The sequence below is a fragment of the Paenibacillus sp. NRS-1760 genome, assembly GCF_050467785.1.
GTDB lineage: Bacteria > Bacillota > Bacilli > Paenibacillales > Paenibacillaceae > Pristimantibacillus.
In genome coordinates this window covers 499565-515965 of sequence record NZ_JBITPK010000013.1, presented here as the reverse complement: position 1 = coordinate 515965, position 16401 = coordinate 499565, and the positions used below count along the sequence as shown (strand labels likewise).

14 protein-coding genes are annotated in these 16401 nt (G+C 43.6%); 3 read left to right on the top strand and 11 right to left on the bottom strand.

Annotated elements, in window-relative coordinates; genetic code table 11:
- Window positions 1-1488: 1488 nt before the first annotated feature.
- The 5 genes from ACIFSR_RS17920 to ACIFSR_RS17900 form a co-directional block, all read right to left on the bottom strand.
- Window positions 1489-1821 (bottom strand): cyclic-phosphate processing receiver domain-containing protein, encoded by a 333-nt coding sequence (locus ACIFSR_RS17920; RefSeq protein ID WP_339202679.1) that lies wholly within the window; start codon window positions 1819-1821, stop codon window positions 1489-1491.
- A 28-nt stretch (window positions 1822-1849) separates the two neighbouring features.
- Window positions 1850-2680 carry an Fpg/Nei family DNA glycosylase gene (locus ACIFSR_RS17915; protein ID WP_430058868.1) on the bottom strand — a complete coding sequence of 277 codons (831 nt, stop codon included), beginning with the start codon at window positions 2678-2680 and terminating at the stop codon, window positions 1850-1852.
- A gap of 38 nt (window positions 2681-2718) precedes the next feature.
- A complete protein-coding gene (locus ACIFSR_RS17910) occupies window positions 2719-3531 on the bottom strand; it encodes a TIGR01457 family HAD-type hydrolase (protein ID WP_430058865.1) in 813 nt (270 codons plus the stop codon).
- A gap of 135 nt (window positions 3532-3666) precedes the next feature.
- On the bottom strand, window positions 3667-4968 hold the full coding sequence (locus ACIFSR_RS17905) for a ribonuclease H-like domain-containing protein (protein ID WP_430058861.1): 1302 nt from the start codon (window positions 4966-4968) through the stop codon (window positions 3667-3669).
- A 124-nt stretch (window positions 4969-5092) separates the two neighbouring features.
- Window positions 5093-7339 carry a DEAD/DEAH box helicase gene (locus ACIFSR_RS17900; protein WP_430059339.1) on the bottom strand — a complete coding sequence of 749 codons (2247 nt, stop codon included), beginning with the start codon at window positions 7337-7339 and terminating at the stop codon, window positions 5093-5095.
- A 235-nt stretch (window positions 7340-7574) separates the two neighbouring features.
- Between ACIFSR_RS17900 and ACIFSR_RS17895 the strand changes: the two genes are divergently transcribed.
- Window positions 7575-7862, top strand: a complete 288-nt coding sequence (locus tag ACIFSR_RS17895; protein ID WP_339202685.1) for an autorepressor SdpR family transcription factor — start codon at window positions 7575-7577, stop codon at window positions 7860-7862.
- Window positions 7859-8470, top strand: coding sequence for an SdpI family protein (locus ACIFSR_RS17890; protein ID WP_430058858.1), 612 nt, complete (start codon window positions 7859-7861; stop codon window positions 8468-8470). Before ACIFSR_RS17895 ends, ACIFSR_RS17890 begins: the two co-directional genes overlap by 4 nt.
- A gap of 39 nt (window positions 8471-8509) precedes the next feature.
- On the opposite strand, the gene rnz is transcribed toward ACIFSR_RS17890, so the two are convergent.
- Complete coding sequence (gene rnz / locus ACIFSR_RS17885) at window positions 8510-9451, bottom strand: ribonuclease Z (RefSeq protein ID WP_430058855.1); 942 nt, start codon at window positions 9449-9451, stop codon at window positions 8510-8512.
- A 110-nt stretch (window positions 9452-9561) separates the two neighbouring features.
- Window positions 9562-12978, bottom strand: coding sequence for a methionine synthase (gene metH / locus ACIFSR_RS17880; protein ID WP_430059337.1), 3417 nt, complete (start codon window positions 12976-12978; stop codon window positions 9562-9564).
- A 166-nt stretch (window positions 12979-13144) separates the two neighbouring features.
- Between metH and ACIFSR_RS17875 the strand changes: the two genes are divergently transcribed.
- Window positions 13145-13693 carry a 1,2-dihydroxy-3-keto-5-methylthiopentene dioxygenase gene (locus ACIFSR_RS17875; RefSeq protein WP_076265816.1) on the top strand — a complete coding sequence of 183 codons (549 nt, stop codon included), beginning with the start codon at window positions 13145-13147 and terminating at the stop codon, window positions 13691-13693.
- 73 nt (window positions 13694-13766) lie between these two features.
- Here the strand turns inward: ACIFSR_RS17875 and ACIFSR_RS17870 are convergent, their stop codons facing one another.
- Genes ACIFSR_RS17870 through ACIFSR_RS17855 form a run of 4 tightly spaced genes read right to left on the bottom strand, consistent with a single transcriptional unit; the run spans window position 13767 to window position 16339 of the window.
- Window positions 13767-14555, bottom strand: a complete 789-nt coding sequence (locus ACIFSR_RS17870; protein WP_430058852.1) for an HAD family hydrolase — start codon at window positions 14553-14555, stop codon at window positions 13767-13769.
- Window positions 14556-14579: 24 nt separating this feature from the next.
- Window positions 14580-15086: a hypothetical protein gene (locus tag ACIFSR_RS17865; RefSeq protein ID WP_076265814.1), complete on the bottom strand. Its 507-nt coding sequence runs from the start codon at window positions 15084-15086 to the stop codon at window positions 14580-14582.
- A gap of 26 nt (window positions 15087-15112) precedes the next feature.
- Window positions 15113-16102, bottom strand: a complete 990-nt coding sequence (locus ACIFSR_RS17860) for an aldo/keto reductase (protein ID WP_430058849.1) — start codon at window positions 16100-16102, stop codon at window positions 15113-15115.
- Window positions 16103-16147: 45 nt separating this feature from the next.
- Window positions 16148-16339 carry a DUF896 domain-containing protein gene (locus tag ACIFSR_RS17855; protein ID WP_076265812.1) on the bottom strand — a complete coding sequence of 64 codons (192 nt, stop codon included), beginning with the start codon at window positions 16337-16339 and terminating at the stop codon, window positions 16148-16150.
- Window positions 16340-16401: the final 62 nt, after the last annotated feature.

Genomic DNA, 16401 nt, shown 5'->3' with positions numbered 1-16401 from the left:
CCCTACGGGATACGCTAGAAGTTTGTTGTCTGTAAATGTAAATCGTGTCTTGATGTGTGAAAGATTGAAGCCTTCGTAAATACAAACATTTACATAGATCAGAGATAATAAAAAAACATAGAGATGCCAGCAAATTAATTACGCAGCATTTTAGTTCTATTTATATTTTTAGTCTTTGTTTGCATTATAACCGAATATGTCACATTTCGTGAAATTATTCGAGTAATTAACTTAAATATTATTTTTGCTAGGTATTATTTGAGTATAGCCATATGAACCATTGTTTTAGCCCATAAATAATGATTAACGGACGATGTTAGTGAAATAGATATAGAAACTAGAACTATTTCAACTAAATGGGCTCAATAAAACTAAATAAGACTAGAATATAGTCTTAAACCAGAGAAAAATAAATTTTATTACTGCTTATTGTAAAATTGAACACAAATAGAACTAAAAACTAGTCTTAATACCCTCAAACCAATCGAATTACACCAAATAAGTCTAAAAATTAGTCTTATATGTAATTGGCTTAACAATATGTAGTTGATATTATTTATAAAACTGCATCAAAAATAAAAACTGGTCATCTCACACAAAATCCTAGTTGATAATTTAACCTAATGAGACTGTTTATTAAGAAAAGGTGAAAGCCTCTCAGTGAAAGCATGTCCCAAAGGGACAAAAGCGTTAGATACTCTACCCTAACTCGAAAGCAACGATCAAGCTCCCACGTTAGTCCAGCTGCAGGTGTCCAATGAGCGTAACTTTCAAATTCCTTAAAAAATATAGAGTTTGGGTGTGTTCGAAAAGCCCTTGGGGTTCCCCCGCATTAGTGAAAGCGTGTCCCAAAGGGACGAAAGCGTTCGATGCTCTACCCTAACTCTCAAGTGCCGTTCAAGCTTCGACGTTAGTCCAGTTGCGGGTGTCCAGAGGGTGCAACCCTAAGGCCCTACCTTGGAAGAGAGGGTATGGGTGGGTTCGAACCCACCTTGGGGTTCCCCTTCATTAGTGAAAGCGTATCCCAAAGGGACGAAAGCGTTCGATACTCTACCCTAACTCATAAGCGCCGGTCAAGCTCCCACGTTAATCCAGTTGCGGGTGTCCAGAGGGTGCAACCCTAGGGCCTTCTCTTGAAATGGAGGGTTTAGGTTGGTTCGAACCCACCTAGGGGTTCCCCATAATTAGTGAAAGCGTGTCCCAAAGGGACGAAAGCGTTCGATGCTCTACCCTAACTCATAAGCGCCGATCAAGCTCCCACGTTAGTCCAGTTGTGGGTGTCCAGAGGGTGCAACCCTTGGGGCCCTCCCTTGGAAGGGAGGGTTTGGGTGGGTTCGAAAAGCCTTTAGGGTCGGGAGTTTTAAAAATCCTCAAAGATTTCACTTTAAAAAACCCTTAAGGGTTTGGGTGTAGTAGACCTGAAGGGTCTGGGTCTAAAAGCCCTTATGGGTTTGGGTGTAAAAAACCCTTAAAGGGTCTGGGTGCATATTATTGCCCAGCTATATTATTAATGAGAGCCTCCGGCATAGGACCATTAAACAGCTTGGTCTCTGCCGGCGCATTCGTTGAAAGCATATGGTACATTTGCATGCGACCAGCGGCACTTGAGGTGTGTAAGTATATTTGGCTTGGATAACGACCCGTTTCAACAATGTGGCGCACGACTTCGTAGCCAGTCGGCTGTGACCAGCCTAGATCGTAATCAAGTGATAAAATATCAATTTCCTCAAGGTCAATCAGCTGCTTGCACTCTTCTGCATTGCTTGCCAATACAAAACCTTTTGGACAAGTGCGATAATCGTCTAAATAAACATGAATCATAAATGAATCCCCCGTTCAACCGATAGACTCAAAGCGCGATTAATCCCTCATCTTGTTGACAAGCAGGACAAGCATACACTTTGCGGCCAGATACATCGATTTTCTCGATCACAGCACCACAGCGTGAACATGGTTGACCCTCACGCTCGAAGACTTGAAAGTGATTCCGATGTTTTCCAGTTAAGCTATCTCCTTCAAAGAACGGATGCTCTCCCGCTCCTCCTTGTGAAATCGCTTCCTTCAGTACATTATGCATCGCTGCGTATAGGCGTTCCCATGCTTCGTTTTCTAATACTGGAACTTTAGTGTCAGGGCGAATCGCTGCGGCAAAACAAATCTCATCCGCATATGCAGCACCAATTCCAGAAATCACGTTTTGGTCGCTAAGAGCGTTTCTGATTGCAACACGTTTTTTGGCAAATAGTGCAATGAAACGATCCACTGTCACTCTTTTGTCCAATGCATCTGGTCCTAGGCGTCCAAGTTTCCCTTCGACTTCCTTCACAGTCAACAGCTGCAAATCATCTGCACGCAAACCGACACCATACAATACGGCTTCACCGAAATGCAGTTTCATCTGAACGTTGCGATCAGGTTTGTCAGACTCGCTTCCTCTATACAAATAAGCCCCTTGCCCCAAATGAAGCAATAGACGTTTTCCATTATCCAAGTGCAAAACTAAATGCAAACCTCTTCTTTCAACAAACCATACAACTTTACCAACCACGTCACGCTCAATTTGTTCTTCACTTGCTTGAAAAACTTTACCATTTGTTATCTCGATACCGGTAATTTGGGCGCCAGCGAATTGCTCCGCCAATAAAGCCCGATAATTTTCCAGTTCCGGCAATTCATGCATGAAAGCTCGCTTCCTTCCTATTTTCTTCGTTATAAGTCTTAACAATCTCTATGATCAGATATATAAGAACGAAGCTCTTCTAAATGATTGCAAATGACAGTTGGTTTGCACCCTGCCTGCTCCATATAATACTCGATATTTTGCGCTGTTGTAAGCCCGGTCAGTACAAGAATCGTACCGCATCCAGCAGCTGCTCCAAAAGCGATGTCTGTTGCCAAATTGTCGCCTACTACCCATGTTTCATCAGCGCTTAAGCCAATCGATCTTAATGAATAGCTCATAAGAATGGATGATGGTTTGCCAATGAGTACAGGTTCTTTGCCGCCCGCTGCCTTCAACATAGCTCCTATAGAGCCTGCTCCCGGAATGAGTCCATCACTGGATGGCAGCAGCAAATCAGGATTTGTCATAACGAATTCAGCCCCACTGTGAATATACCGAACAGCCTTCGTTAATCGCTCGTAAGTGAACGAACGGTCAATTCCTTGTAAAACAAAATCAGGTTGTTCCTCTGTGAGAATTAAGCCTGCTTCTTGCACAGCCTGTTTCAGTCCAGCCTCACCAACGACAAATACGGATGCACCTGGCTTAATCGAAGCGATATGCTCAGAAGCCGCTTGCGCGGATGTGCATACCTCATCAGCAGCAGCTGGAATACACATTTTCATTAGCCTTTCAGCTACCTCATCGGGTGTAGAAGAGGAGTTGTTTGTAACAAAGCGATATGGAAGCTTAATCTCTCTCAAATAAGTGATGAGTTCAGCTGCACCAGCAATTTGATGAGTACCGTGATATAACGTTCCGTCAAGATCAATTAATAAGCCGCGCATGGCAGGCAGTCCTGTTGTCATCGTTGTTTTCCTCCCAAGGGTAAACGGCAGTCGCCACTATAGTGGTCAAGCTTACGTTTTCCGTTGAAAGATAAGCTATATAGTTGAGCTGCAGCTGTCTGTTTACGCTTTTATCCAATTTTATAAAATAGCTTCTTAATGAACATGTTTGGTTGATTTGCGGCGCAGCCTTGCTATTCGATTACGCAAAGCATCGAGCTCCGCTCTTTTTTTGGCATCAGGCCGAATGATCTGCGAATGATTCAGTGCATGTTCAAAAGCTGCATTCGCATATCCTAAAGCTGACTCAAAATCTTTGATCTTATGCTCATAATACATGGCAAGCTCAATGCTTGCTTCATGGGCAGCAGATCCAAAATGATTAGAAGAATGAATAATAGCCTTCTGCCACAATAACACAGCACGATCCCAATTTCCAGCCTTCTTGTCCCGCGCGGCAAGCATGACTAGTGTAGAAGGTTTTGAGTTCTCTTCCTTCATGGCCATATCGAATAAATGATCAGGAAGCTCCATTTTACCCATACGCTCTAGCCAAAGACCTGTGCGCACCATCTCCTCAGGCTCATCGGGCAACGGAATATACAACTTAATCGTTCCGTTTAACAAATGTCCAAATCGAATCGCTAGACAAGCTAGGGATAACATATCTATTTCGTTATGGCGAAAAACTCCCTCAAGCGGTGCTGGATCTCCATTCGCCAGAAATTGAAAATAAAGCTGAGGAGCGAGTGATCCTGGAACGTCATCCTCCCGGTGAATACCGAGCCGCTCTTCTTCAACATGGCTCAATTTACACGAAACGAGCGTATTACGCCATATCGATCTTGCAGGATGCAAGAAATCAAGATGCTGAGGTTCCCACATTTTTTGGCCAAGTCCATTCATAATAAAACGATTTTGAACAAGTGGCCAATCGAAGGTTTTTCCGTTGTAGGTGGACAAAAAAGTATAATCGTTCAGCTTCCCCATCAAATAATGAAGCATTGCCCGCTCTTCAGCAGGATGCCTGATTAACGCTTGCTCGATGACAAATTGGTCCTTTGACAAATAGCCTATGCCAACCATGAAAGGAACGTTCCCTGCTCCAACGCCTAAACCTGTCGTTTCCAAATCGAGAAACATGATTTGTTCCGCAGATGTTAAAGAATCAGGATGAAATGCTGATAAGGCAGGTGCAGCCTCGTGCAGCTCTACTAATGCATGATGACCATGGCGAAAATCTGACGGATAAATGATTTTTCGGAGCAAAAAGCTTCCAATTTCATTCGTAACCAGCTTGACATCGAAGGTCTCCCACACGGGTGAAAGCCATTCTTCATCATCTTCCGGCAGCTGTGCCACCTTCTCTTCAGTGGCAGGAACCACCGCCCCTGGCTGGTTCTCTTCCTCGCGGATGTTTCCCCGCAAACGATTCATTTTATCGCGTAATAAGCTCATCGATTGCCCTCCGCTTCATTAAGAAGATAACATGTTTGCTTTGACACACCAATCTCATGAAGCGGTCCTAGCGGAGCGAGATGAGCGAGCTGCATTTCGTACTTGGCAATATAACCCTTCATAATCATAATGACCTCAACAGATCTAAGCTTGTTTGTTTTGCATGAATTCCATATATTTCAGTGCCAATACAAGACGGACAACCATCTTCGCATGGACATTTTCGGATTAATTTTATTGCAGCTTCTTTTACTTCATCAAATCGTTTATATACGTCCTCGGCTAGTCCAATCCCCCCAGGGTAATGGTCATATATGAAAATCGTAGGAAGCTGCGTATGCTCGGCCCTGATTTGTGAAACGACATGAATATCATTTCGGTCACACATTACATGAATAGGTACAATATGCCTAAGCACATTCGCTATTCCAAGAAGCAGCTGTTCTAGTGTTTTTGTTTCAATCGCTGGGTCTACCTCTTTCAATTCTATCCAGGTCGCGCTGGTATGCAATTCATCTTCTGGTAGATTTACTTGGCCGTATCCGATATTTTCAAAACTCGTTAATCGAATTTTCTTAAAAAGTGTTGCGAGAAAATTTACGACAACATCTCCATATATTATGGATGAAGTTCGCTTGCTCTCTATCCTATCCTCTGCTAATACTTTAAGTTTTACCGCCAGATTCGCGTCTGTATAATACTCTACATCGACTTTTCGAACATAAGCCTTCTTATGCTCCCAATCCAGCTTTTCTACTTGGAATTGTACACCTTCATGTAAATAAATGGCTTCATCGTGCAAAAGAGTCATAGCGCTAAAACGGTCCATTTCCCCTATGATTTTCACGTTCGCTGTTTCTGACTGGTCGATGATAACTACATTTTCCTGTGCGGCAGAACGCAGACTTACCTCACTAGCTGGAAAAGCCAGATTAGCCCAATAAAACGTATCAGCTGCTTGAGTGAGCACCCGTTCTTCTACCAGATACTCCAATATGTCAACTATTTCTATTGAACCGAATTGTTCTCCCTTTTTAAAAGGCAGCTCATAGGCGGCACAACGAACGTGATCAACTAGAATGAGTAAGTTTTCCGGATTGATTCTAGCGGATTCCGGGGATCGATCAAAGAAATATTCGGGGTTTTGGACAATATACTGGTCAATAGGCGTATTGCTAGCTACCATTAGTACAAGTGCTTCTCCATGTCGTCTTCCAGCTCGTCCAGCCTGCTGCCATGTACTTGCAACGCTCCCAGGATAACCTGTCATAATACAGACCTGCAGCTGTCCAATGTCTACACCTAGTTCTAAAGCATTTGTGCTGACCACGCCTAATATTTCGCCGTTTCTTAATCCTCTTTCAATTTCTCGTCTTTGATTTGGCAAGTAGCCGCCACGGTAGCCTCGTATGGATTTAGTGCCGATTTCATTTTTAACCAGTTCCTGTATATGGCTTAAAATAATTTCTACTCTTACCCGGCTGCGAGCAAAAACAATCGTCTGTATTTTGTTCGTCAAAAATTCCTTCGCTAACTGATTAACCTCTACAGTAGAGCTTTTTCGTATATTGAGCGGCTTATTTACAATGGGCGGGTTGTAAAAAACAAAATGTTTCCGTCCTCTTGGTGCGCCGTTATCATCAATTAACCGCATAGGATTCCCTGTCAATTGTTCTGCTAGTTCCTTAGGGTTGGCTATTGTGGCAGATGTACAAATAAACAGTGGATTGCTACCATAAAACTTGCATATGCGTTTGAGCCTTCGAATGACATTCGCTACATGACTTCCGAATACGCCTCTATACGTATGAAGCTCGTCAATAACGATATATTTAAGATTGCTAAATAAACTTACCCATTTTGTATGATGTGGAAGGATAGCGGAATGCAGCATATCGGGGTTCGTGATAACGATATGTCCTACATTTCTTACAATCGTACGAATAGCCGGCGAAGTATCGCCGTCATAGGTAAAGCTTTTAATATCAATTCCCATTTCGTTTATCATTTCAGTTAATTCACTTTTCTGATCTTGTGCAAGAGCTTTCGTTGGGAATAAATATAAAGCTCGACTGCCGTCGTCTTCCGCTATCGCTTGTAACACTGGAAGGTTATAACAAAGCGTTTTTCCAGAAGCGGTCGGAGTTACAGCAACTATATTTTCACCTTTACGTATCGTTTCGTAGGCTGAGTGCTGGTGTGTATATAAATGCTCTATTCCTCTTTTTGCGAAAGCCGATTTAATTCTTGGATCAACGCTTTCTGGCAGAGGTTTTGTTTTTGCCTCTTGAGGCTCTATTTCAGTCCAATTTATAATATTTTCATTGGCTCGTAAATTTTGGATCATTTCTGAAAGTGATTTCTTTTTTATCATTTCTTAGCACCTCACTATACCCTATATATTAGCGAATATCTGTTCCCTTTACTAGTCTTTAGTTCTGGATATACAGTGCCAAAGAAAAACTGGTTGCTTGCCATAGGCTTGTTGACATCCACCTATCAAATTGACACACGAAACAAAAACCAATATAGTAAATTTATATTATAATTAGATGGTTGTTTAAATATCTAACGACTTCAAAAGTCAGCTGGAAAGGACAGCTTACATGTCAATCAATTTAGCCTTTAAGGCACTATCTGACCCTACTCGCAGAAAGATTTTAGAACTATTGCGAGAACGTGACTTAACTGCTGGAGAAATAGCCGACCATTTTCAAATGACTAAGCCCAGCATCTCTCATCATCTTAGCTTGTTAAAGCAAGCAGAGCTTGTATCCGATGAACGGCAAGGCCAGCATATTTATTATTCACTTAACACTGCTGTCTTCCACGACTTAATGGACTGGATGAATTCCTTTCAACAGAGCGAATCCGAAGGGATTGTAGAGAAATGAAAGCAAGTATCTTCTCTTGGATTATTGTTGCCATTGCTTTAATTGCCAGCATCGTAACCTATCCCGATTTACCCGAGCAAATGGCGATTTACTGGGATATGAATATTGAATTCGATGGATTGGCGCATAAAGCATTTACCTTGCTGCTTTTACCAGCATTTATGGTCATCTTAATTGTCATCCTTCCAAAAAAACATGCTTCCCAAAATCAAAAGCCTAATCTTCACACGGTTCAAAATGTAGTCTTGATCAGCTTGCTCGTGCTTCACGGTGTTACCATTGCATCTGGTTACGGACTCATTATTGATATTACCAAAGTCATCATTACTATCATTGGTATTATTTTCACAGTGGCAGGCTTGTATATGCCCCATTTTCAACCAAACAGCTATATTGGCATAAAGACCGTTAATACGCTTGGCAGTGAAGACGTTTGGAAAAAAACACATCGAGCAGCATCCAAATTTTATGTGGTTGGCGGATTGCTGATGATTGTCTCGTCTTTTATTCCAAACCCTTACCAAATGTTCATATTTTTCGGTATTGTTGTCATCATCGTATTAGCGTCTGTATTTCTATCGTTTCACTTTGGCAAAGATAACAAATAAAGCAAAAACGCGAGGAAATCCTCACGTTTTTGCTTTTTTTTATTCTATATGAGTCGCACGTTTTATTTCGATATGTAGAAAATCTGTTGCTGCTGTGACAGGTGAGAAGTGAACGCCAGCCTCTTCTTCAAGCTGTACAAGATCCTCATTGCTATAGCGTCCGCTAAAATGGGTCATCACCAGCCGCTTGGCGTTTGCTTTAACAGCTGTTTCTGCCGCCTCCGCCGTCGTACAATGTCCAAACTCATGTGCTTTCTCTTCCATACCTGCAGCGAAGGTCGCTTCGTGAACGAGCAGATCAGCATCTTTCGCTAAGGTTATAGCATTATCACATGGCTTCGTATCACCAAGCACTGTGATTACTCTCCCGATATAAGTAGGGCCGGTAACATCGTCAGTGTGAATGAGCAATCCGCTCGGAGATGTAACCGACTGCCCTCTTTTTAACGCCCCGTAAAGCGGACCTGCTTCAATTCCATACTCCTTCAGCTTGTGGACGAGCAGCTTGCCGGGCTGATCTTGTTCAGTAACGCGATAGCCGAAGCAAGTCACTCGATGCTCAAGCGGCGCTGCCTCAACCTTAAATCGATTATCCTCAAAAACAACACCTTCATTTCCCGTTAATTCGTGGATAATGAGCTCATAATCGAGCTGCGTAGCACTAATCGAAAAAGTTGTCTCAATATAGCTCCTAATCCCAACAGGACCAAAAAGCTGTACAGGTGTGATTCCGCCATCGAAAGAGCGGCTGCTGAGCAAGCCAGGCAGCCCATAAATGTGATCACCGTGCAGATGTGTAATAAATATGTATTCAATCTTATTCAGTTTAAGTGATGTTCTCATAAGCTGATGCTGCGTTGCCTCTCCAGCATCGAATAACAGTAAACTGCACGTTGGCTCAGGAAGTTGAAGCGCCACGGCTGTTACATTGCGATACTTCGAAGGCCTTCCTGCGCCCGTTCCCAAAAACCACATATTCATATTATTATCCACCCCGCTCTTAGCCCTGCGGCCTCGACTTCTGGAATTGAAACGAAGAGCCCTCTTAAGCTCGTCATTACGAACGCTCAAGGGCTCTTTGTTATTATACGCTATAGTTTCTCAACATTAAAATATTGTGCTTCTGGATGAGCGAATACCATTGCAGATACGGATGCCTCTGGCTCCATCATGCAGCCTTCCGTCAATTCGACACCAATATCTTGGGGTCTCATCAAATCGAACAATGGCTCCTGATCCTCAAGGTTTGGACATGCCGGGTATCCGAACGATACACGAATGCCTTGATAACGAGCGCCATGACGCTGTTTCATTGTCATCTCCGCAGGATCTGGATAACCACAGATATCACGCATAATATGGTGGACACGCTCTGCCATTCCTTCTGCAACCTCAAGAGCTACGGACTGAAGTGCATGCGAGCGCAAATAATCGCCGTTATCCTTCCATTCATTCGCAATTTCACGAATGCCGTGTCCAGCGGTTACAACTAGGAAACCAACATAATCCATAACGCCGCTATCCACTGATTTCAAGAAGTCAGATAAGCATAGGTACGGCTCCACCTGTTGACGAGGGAACGTAAACCGCTTAATTTCCTGACGCGGGTCCACTGGGTTGTAAATAATTATATCATTGCCTGAAGACTGCGCAGGGAAGAAACGGTACATACCGTGGGTTTTTATAATGCCATCGGTTGTTCCTTTTTGCAATATTTCATCAACGGTCGCTTTAAGCTGCACTGCTTTTTCATTGCCATCCTTCAATAATTGATCAACATTGCCTTTTAGTCCAAGGTGATGACCAAGCAGCATCTGCATGTTGACATAAGGTATGACATGTGGAAGCGGTACATCACGCAGAATATGCCGATCCAAATCCGGCGGCGTAAATACAGGCGCATCCGGTGAAATTTTGGAACGAACAGCCCGCGTCAATTGCGGCAAAGGTTTCTTCTCTTCTTCGTATACCCCGCCAGACGCTTTAAAAGCGGCCATTTCATCTTCAAGCCGTGATCGATGCTCAGGGTCCATTAGCTTGTTGGCGATATCAAGACCGTCCATTGCATCCTTTGCGTATAGAACAAGTCCATCATATTCTGGACCAATTCTCGTTTTCGTAAATTTCCGTGTCAGCGCCGCACCGCCAACAAGAATCGGTGCATCAATGCCGGCTGTACGCAAATCCTGTGCCGTAATAACCATTTGCTGTGCGGATTTGACTAGCAAACCAGACAAACCGATAGCATCAGCCTTCTCATTGCGATAAGCCTCAATTAATTGCTCAGGCGGCACCTTGATGCCTAGATTTATTATTTTGTAACCGTTGTTTGATAAAATAATTTCGACTAAGTTTTTTCCGATGTCATGAACATCGCCTTTGACGGTAGCCAAAATAATTTTACCTTTGACGGAGGATTCATTTTTTTCCATAAATGATTCAAGGTAAGTTACCGAAGCTTTCATCACCTCAGCGCTTTGAAGCACCTCTGCAACGATGAGCTCATTGCCATTGAACAAACGGCCAACTTCCTCCATACCGCGCATTAGCGGCCCGTTGATGACTTCCATCGCTGTATATTTCTTCAACGCTTCATCCAGATCCGGGATAAGCCCCTCTTTTGTTCCTTCGACTACGTAGGAGCCTAAACGTTCCTCAAGCGATAGATTCGAAATCTTTTCTTTCTTCTCTACCTTCTTGTCACGGAATGCGGCAACAAACGCAGCAAGCGACTCGTCCGTCGTGTTGTAAATTAGCTCTTCAGCCAGTTGACGCTCTTCATCAGGGATCGAAGCATAACGCTCCAGCTTCTCTGTATTAACAATGGCATAATCTAGCCCTGCTTTTGTCGCATGGTACAAGTACACCGAGTTGAGTACTTCCCTACCTGCATCCGGCAAACCGAAGGAAATGTTGCTCAGACCCAAGATCGTTTTGGCACGCGGGAACTTCTCCTTGATCATCCGAATTCCTTCCAGCGTCTCAACAGCTGAACCGATATATTGCGGATCACCTGAACCAACTGGGAACATATTGGGATCAAAAATAATATCTTCCGGATTCATCTTGTATTTCTGAGTAAGAAGATTGTAGGAACGTTCCGCAACTTCCATCTTCGCTTCACGCGTTACCGCTTGGCCGCGTTCATCGATTAGAATCATAACAACTGCTGCTCCATAACGATGGATTAATGGCAAAATCTTCTCAAACTTGGATTCTCCATCCTCCAAGTTAATGGAGTTAATAATCGCTTTACCTTGCGAATATTTCAGACCCAGCTCAATGATATGATCATAAGTAGAATCCAGCATAAGCGGTGCCTTAATTTTCTTTACCACTTGCGGCAAAAATTGATGTACCGCATACGCTTCATCAATATCGGTATCCTGCAAGTTGATGTCGATGACATGGGCGCCGCCCTTCACCTGTGCACGTGCAATTTCAGAAGCCTCATCAAACTTCTCTTCCTTAAGCAGACGTTTGAACTTCCGCGAACCAGATATGTTTGTTCGTTCCCCGATCATGATCGGGCGGTTTTCCGGTTCAATAAATACCGTCTCAATACCTGAAACCGCATCTGGATGCTCGCCCATCTTCGTGCGCGGAGCATACTTCGCCATGGTTTCAGCCATCACTCGTATATGGTCAGGCGTTGTTCCGCAGCAGCCGCCGGCAATATTCAACCAGCCCTGTTCAGCGAATGCTGACATCTTCTTAGCCAGCGACTCTGGAGATTCGTGATAATGCCCATTCTCATCCGGCAAGCCTGCATTTGGATAGCAGCTAATTGCAGCGTTTGCGATTTCACTTAGTGTCCGCAGGTGATCCCGCATAAACTCAGGGCCTGTCGCACAGTTGAGTCCGATAGAGATCGGCTTCAAATGCTCTAACGAAATGTAGAAAGATTCGATGGTTTGACCAGCGAGCGTCGTTCCCATCGGCTCAATCGTACCTGAAATCATTATGGGCAGCTCTTTGCCAAGTTTGTCAAAGGCGTTGCGAATACCAATGCTGCCTGCTTTTACATTAAGCGTATCCTGTGAGGTTTCAAGCAATAATGCATCCACATCAGCTTCGATTAAAGCAAGCGCTTGCTCATAATAGCTCTCGACGAGCTCATCGAAAGTTACCCCTCCGGTTACGGATAAAGTTTTGGTCGTTGGACCAAGCGCGCCTGCAACGTAACGAGGCTTGTCTGGCGTGCTGTACTTATCACATGCATCACGCGCTAATTTTGCAGCTGCAAGATTAATCTCTCTCGCTTTTTCAGGAATATCATAATCATCGAGTACTACGCTTGTCGCACCAAATGTATTGGTTTCCAAAATATCTGCGCCAGCCTCAAGGTACTGCTCATGAATAGACTGTATAACGTCAGGACGTGTCAGAACAAGTATTTCATTACAACCGTCCAGCTCCGCTCCACCAAAATCATCTTCAGTTAATCCAGCTTGTTGAATCATCGTGCCCATTGCGCCGTCCAAAATAAGTATGCGCTCCTGAAGCATTTGTTGTATGGTCGGTTTTGACAAAATACTACACCCTTCCCAAAAATCATTAACACATAGTTTATCAGAATACCTGTGTGGTGAAAAGGTAATCCATCGACAATCCATTTGATTTGTTTTATAATCATTATATCATTTAATCTCTATAGGAAAAGAGGGAATGTTCATGGCTGAAATTAGAATTCGCAATACTGAAGAACGGATTCAAGGGGAAGAGGCTGTTCGTGCATTTCTAGAACAGCAAGAGGTGCTCTATGAGCATTGGAATCCAAGCAAGCTAGCAGAAGATTTACAGCAAAAATTCGTTCTCTCCGATGAAGAGAAGCAGCAAATTTTAGCGACATATGACGAAGAAATTAAAGATTTGGCACAGCGTCGTGGATATCAAACTTGGGATATTATCGCATTGTCCGATGCTACGCCTAACTTAGACGAGCTGCTCAAAAAGTTTGAAAATGTACACACGCATACAGAAGATGAAGTTCGTGCGATTACAGCAGGACGCGGCATCTTTATTATAAAAGGTACTGATGATGTTGGTTATTTCGACGTTGAGCTTGAAGCTGGCGATGTCATTTCCGTACCGGAATACAAACCGCATTTCTTCACGCTCATGGATAATCGCCAAATCGTTGCCGTTCGTCTCTTCATTGAAACAGAAGGCTGGATCGCTCATCCGTTTGCTGACGACAAGTTCGCTGCTAATCAGGCCTAATATTAAATCAAAAAAAATGCAAGCCCCTCTTCAGCAGCACAAGCTGTCCGCGAGGGGCTTTTTTGTTGCAAGTTTAAACTTCAAGCAAAGGAAGAAGCTCTTCCAAATGTTTAATTTCATGTGATGGGACAATCTCGTCATTGCGAACAACACCGTGACGGTTAATCCAAACTGATGTCATACCAATCGTATTTGCGCCAAGAATATCCGTTGTCAGCTTATCTCCAACCATAATCCCATGATCCGTCTCTACGCCAAGACGCTCAAGCGCATGCTTGAATATCGATGCTGCTGGCTTTCCTTCTCCAAATTCACCCGAGATTATAATATGATCGAAGTATGGCACAAGTTCCGGTACGCCAGCAAGCTTCTCACGCTGCAAATCAGGCGAGCCGTTCGTAAGCAGAAGCAGCTTGTATTTTCCTTTGAGTGCATCTAGAACGCGGAATGTTTCTTCATATACGATAGGACGCAAGCGGCGCTCAGCCGGGAATTGCTCAGCCAGCTTCGCACCTAGCTCCTCGTTATCAACGCCAAGTGCTTTCAAGCCTTGTGTCCAAGCTGCTTTCCGATAACCCGGAGCGAGTGACTCAAGCTTGCGGAATTCCTCCTGTTCACCTTCAAGAAACGGTGCCCAGAGTCCTTCGAAAGGATTGATCCCGATCATCTTAGTGAACGAGAACGTTTCATAGGATTCGTAGAGAGCTCTTGCCTCACGGCGAACGGATTCTTCAAGCTCGCTCGGATCAACCCCGCATTCTGCTGCTGCCGCTTGGCATGTAGCTTCAAAAGCTTCCTTAACGCTGCGGTCATCCCACAGCAATGTGTCATCCAGATCAAATAATACTGCTTGTTTAGCCATCGTTGTTCGAACTCTCCTGCCTATTTATTTTTGCTGAAAAGCAATTCCATTAGCATTTGCAAATAATTTCAGCTTCTCGCCAATTTCATCGGTTGGAAAACGGTTCGTCAATTTAGAGAACACCCAGTTTCCGCCTTTTTGCATCTCCACGACCACATAACCTTTTTGCACGCTGAAGCCTTTGATTGATGCTGCTGGAATACGCTTGTCTCCCGTTAGGCGACGTGATTGAATGTAGTCTTTGCCGATCGTGATATATGGTCTACGGAAAAAGAACAAAGCCGCAAGCAAAATGTAGCATCCTACCGTAATCCAAAACATCGTATCCATTTTAAATGTAGAGGAGCTGGACATCAAAATGACGTACATCCCGATAAACAAAATCAGAAGAATTGGCGCAATAAAATTGCGGCCAACGATTTTTTCTGATTTCTCTGCATTAAAAACGATTTGACCATTTCCTTGCTTCTTGCGCTGCTTATTTACGACATCCATATTTTTGCGCACTTTGCGCTCCCAGGAACGTGACAAACAAATTCTCCTCCTAATTAAATACCTTATTCAAACGGTCTGCGAAACTTTTCTATAAAACGATTAGGGTAATCTTCCGGAAGAGCACTTATTTGCTCCAAACGGTTCCAAACCTCGCTTGGCATTTCCCAGCCGATGGCGCCAATATTTTCTTCAAATTGCTCCAGCTTGCTGGCACCAAAAATCGGTGAAGTAATGCCTTCTCGCTGAATGAGCCATCTTAAAGCTACCTGTGCTGGTGATTTATCCAGCTCTTTCGCTGCTTCCAGCAATGCGTCGAGAATTTCAAAGTTTTTATCATTAGACCGCAGATTCCACGCGCTCTCGCCTACTTTGGAAGTTAGACGCCCTTCCTTTGGCTCTTCCCTTGTATAGCGTCCAGTTAGAAAACCGCCGCCAATCGGGGCCCAAGGAATAATTCCGACTTTCTCCTCTAAACAAAGCGACAGCATTTCACGATCCATCTGTCTGCTCACTAAGCTGTATTGAGGCTGAATCGATACAAAACGCACATATCTGCTAGCATCGCTATACGCTAGTGATTTCATCAGCTGCCAAGCAAAAAAATTGGAACATCCTATGTAACGAACTTTACCGGAAGTAACGAGGTCATCCAGTGTGCGCAGCGTTTCCTCTATCGGAGTCGCATGATCCCATACATGCACTTGATACAGATCGATATAATCAGTCTGAAGCCGCTTAAGACTAGCTTCTACACCGTCCATAATATGTTTGCGGGATAAGCCTACACCGTTAATATTGCTGGATGTTGTCATACGGACTTTTGTAGCAAGAACGATGTCAGATCGTTTGTTTTTGATCGCTTTGCCGACGATTTCCTCGGAACGACCGCTTACATAAACGTCGGCCGTATCGAGAAAATTGCCTCCACGATCAACAAAACGATCGATCATCTCGATCGAATCTTCCTCACTTGTCGTATTGCCGAATGTCATGGTGCCTAAACAAAGCTCAGAAACAGCTAGTCCACTTTTGCCTAATAGTTTGAAATTCATCTAATCACCCCATCTTGGATATTAAATGATTACACAGTACATTCATTAGTGCTTAACATTATCTTTGTCATCAACGATTTCGATCTTATCAAGCTGTTGACGGAAATTGCTTTTGAAAACAGTCAAGTACTGCTTGCGAAGCTCTTCTCTCTCAACCGTTTCCTCATCGGATAAACCTTCCGATTTATTTTTACGAGCCAGCTCGTTAATACGTTCTATAATTTTATCGAATTCCATTACTTGCTCTACTCCTCTCATGATGAAAAAAACTCTACTCTCTACTTTTACATTTCCACCAA

What these genes read in the sequence shown, in the direction of transcription:
- ACIFSR_RS17920 (WP_339202679.1), bottom strand. Translation starts at nt 1,821, where the DNA reads ATGATTCATGTTTATTTAGACGATTATCGCACTTGTCCAAAAGGTTTT.
- ACIFSR_RS17915 (WP_430058868.1), bottom strand. Translation starts at nt 2,680, where the DNA reads ATGCATGAATTGCCGGAACTGGAAAATTATCGGGCTTTATTGGCGGAG.
- ACIFSR_RS17910 (WP_430058865.1), bottom strand. Translation starts at nt 3,531, where the DNA reads ATGACAACAGGACTGCCTGCCATGCGCGGCTTATTAATTGATCTTGAC.
- ACIFSR_RS17905 (WP_430058861.1), bottom strand. Translation starts at nt 4,968, where the DNA reads ATGAGCTTATTACGCGATAAAATGAATCGTTTGCGGGGAAACATCCGC.
- ACIFSR_RS17895 (WP_339202685.1), top strand. Translation starts at nt 7,575, where the DNA reads ATGTCAATCAATTTAGCCTTTAAGGCACTATCTGACCCTACTCGCAGA.
- ACIFSR_RS17890 (WP_430058858.1), top strand. Translation starts at nt 7,859, where the DNA reads ATGAAAGCAAGTATCTTCTCTTGGATTATTGTTGCCATTGCTTTAATT.
- rnz (WP_430058855.1), bottom strand. Translation starts at nt 9,451, where the DNA reads ATGAATATGTGGTTTTTGGGAACGGGCGCAGGAAGGCCTTCGAAGTAT.
- metH (WP_430059337.1), bottom strand. Translation starts at nt 12,978, where the DNA reads ATGCTTCAGGAGCGCATACTTATTTTGGACGGCGCAATGGGCACGATG.
- ACIFSR_RS17875 (WP_076265816.1), top strand. Translation starts at nt 13,145, where the DNA reads ATGGCTGAAATTAGAATTCGCAATACTGAAGAACGGATTCAAGGGGAA.
- ACIFSR_RS17870 (WP_430058852.1), bottom strand. Translation starts at nt 14,555, where the DNA reads ATGGCTAAACAAGCAGTATTATTTGATCTGGATGACACATTGCTGTGG.
- ACIFSR_RS17860 (WP_430058849.1), bottom strand. Translation starts at nt 16,102, where the DNA reads ATGAATTTCAAACTATTAGGCAAAAGTGGACTAGCTGTTTCTGAGCTT.
- ACIFSR_RS17855 (WP_076265812.1), bottom strand. Translation starts at nt 16,339, where the DNA reads ATGGAATTCGATAAAATTATAGAACGTATTAACGAGCTGGCTCGTAAA.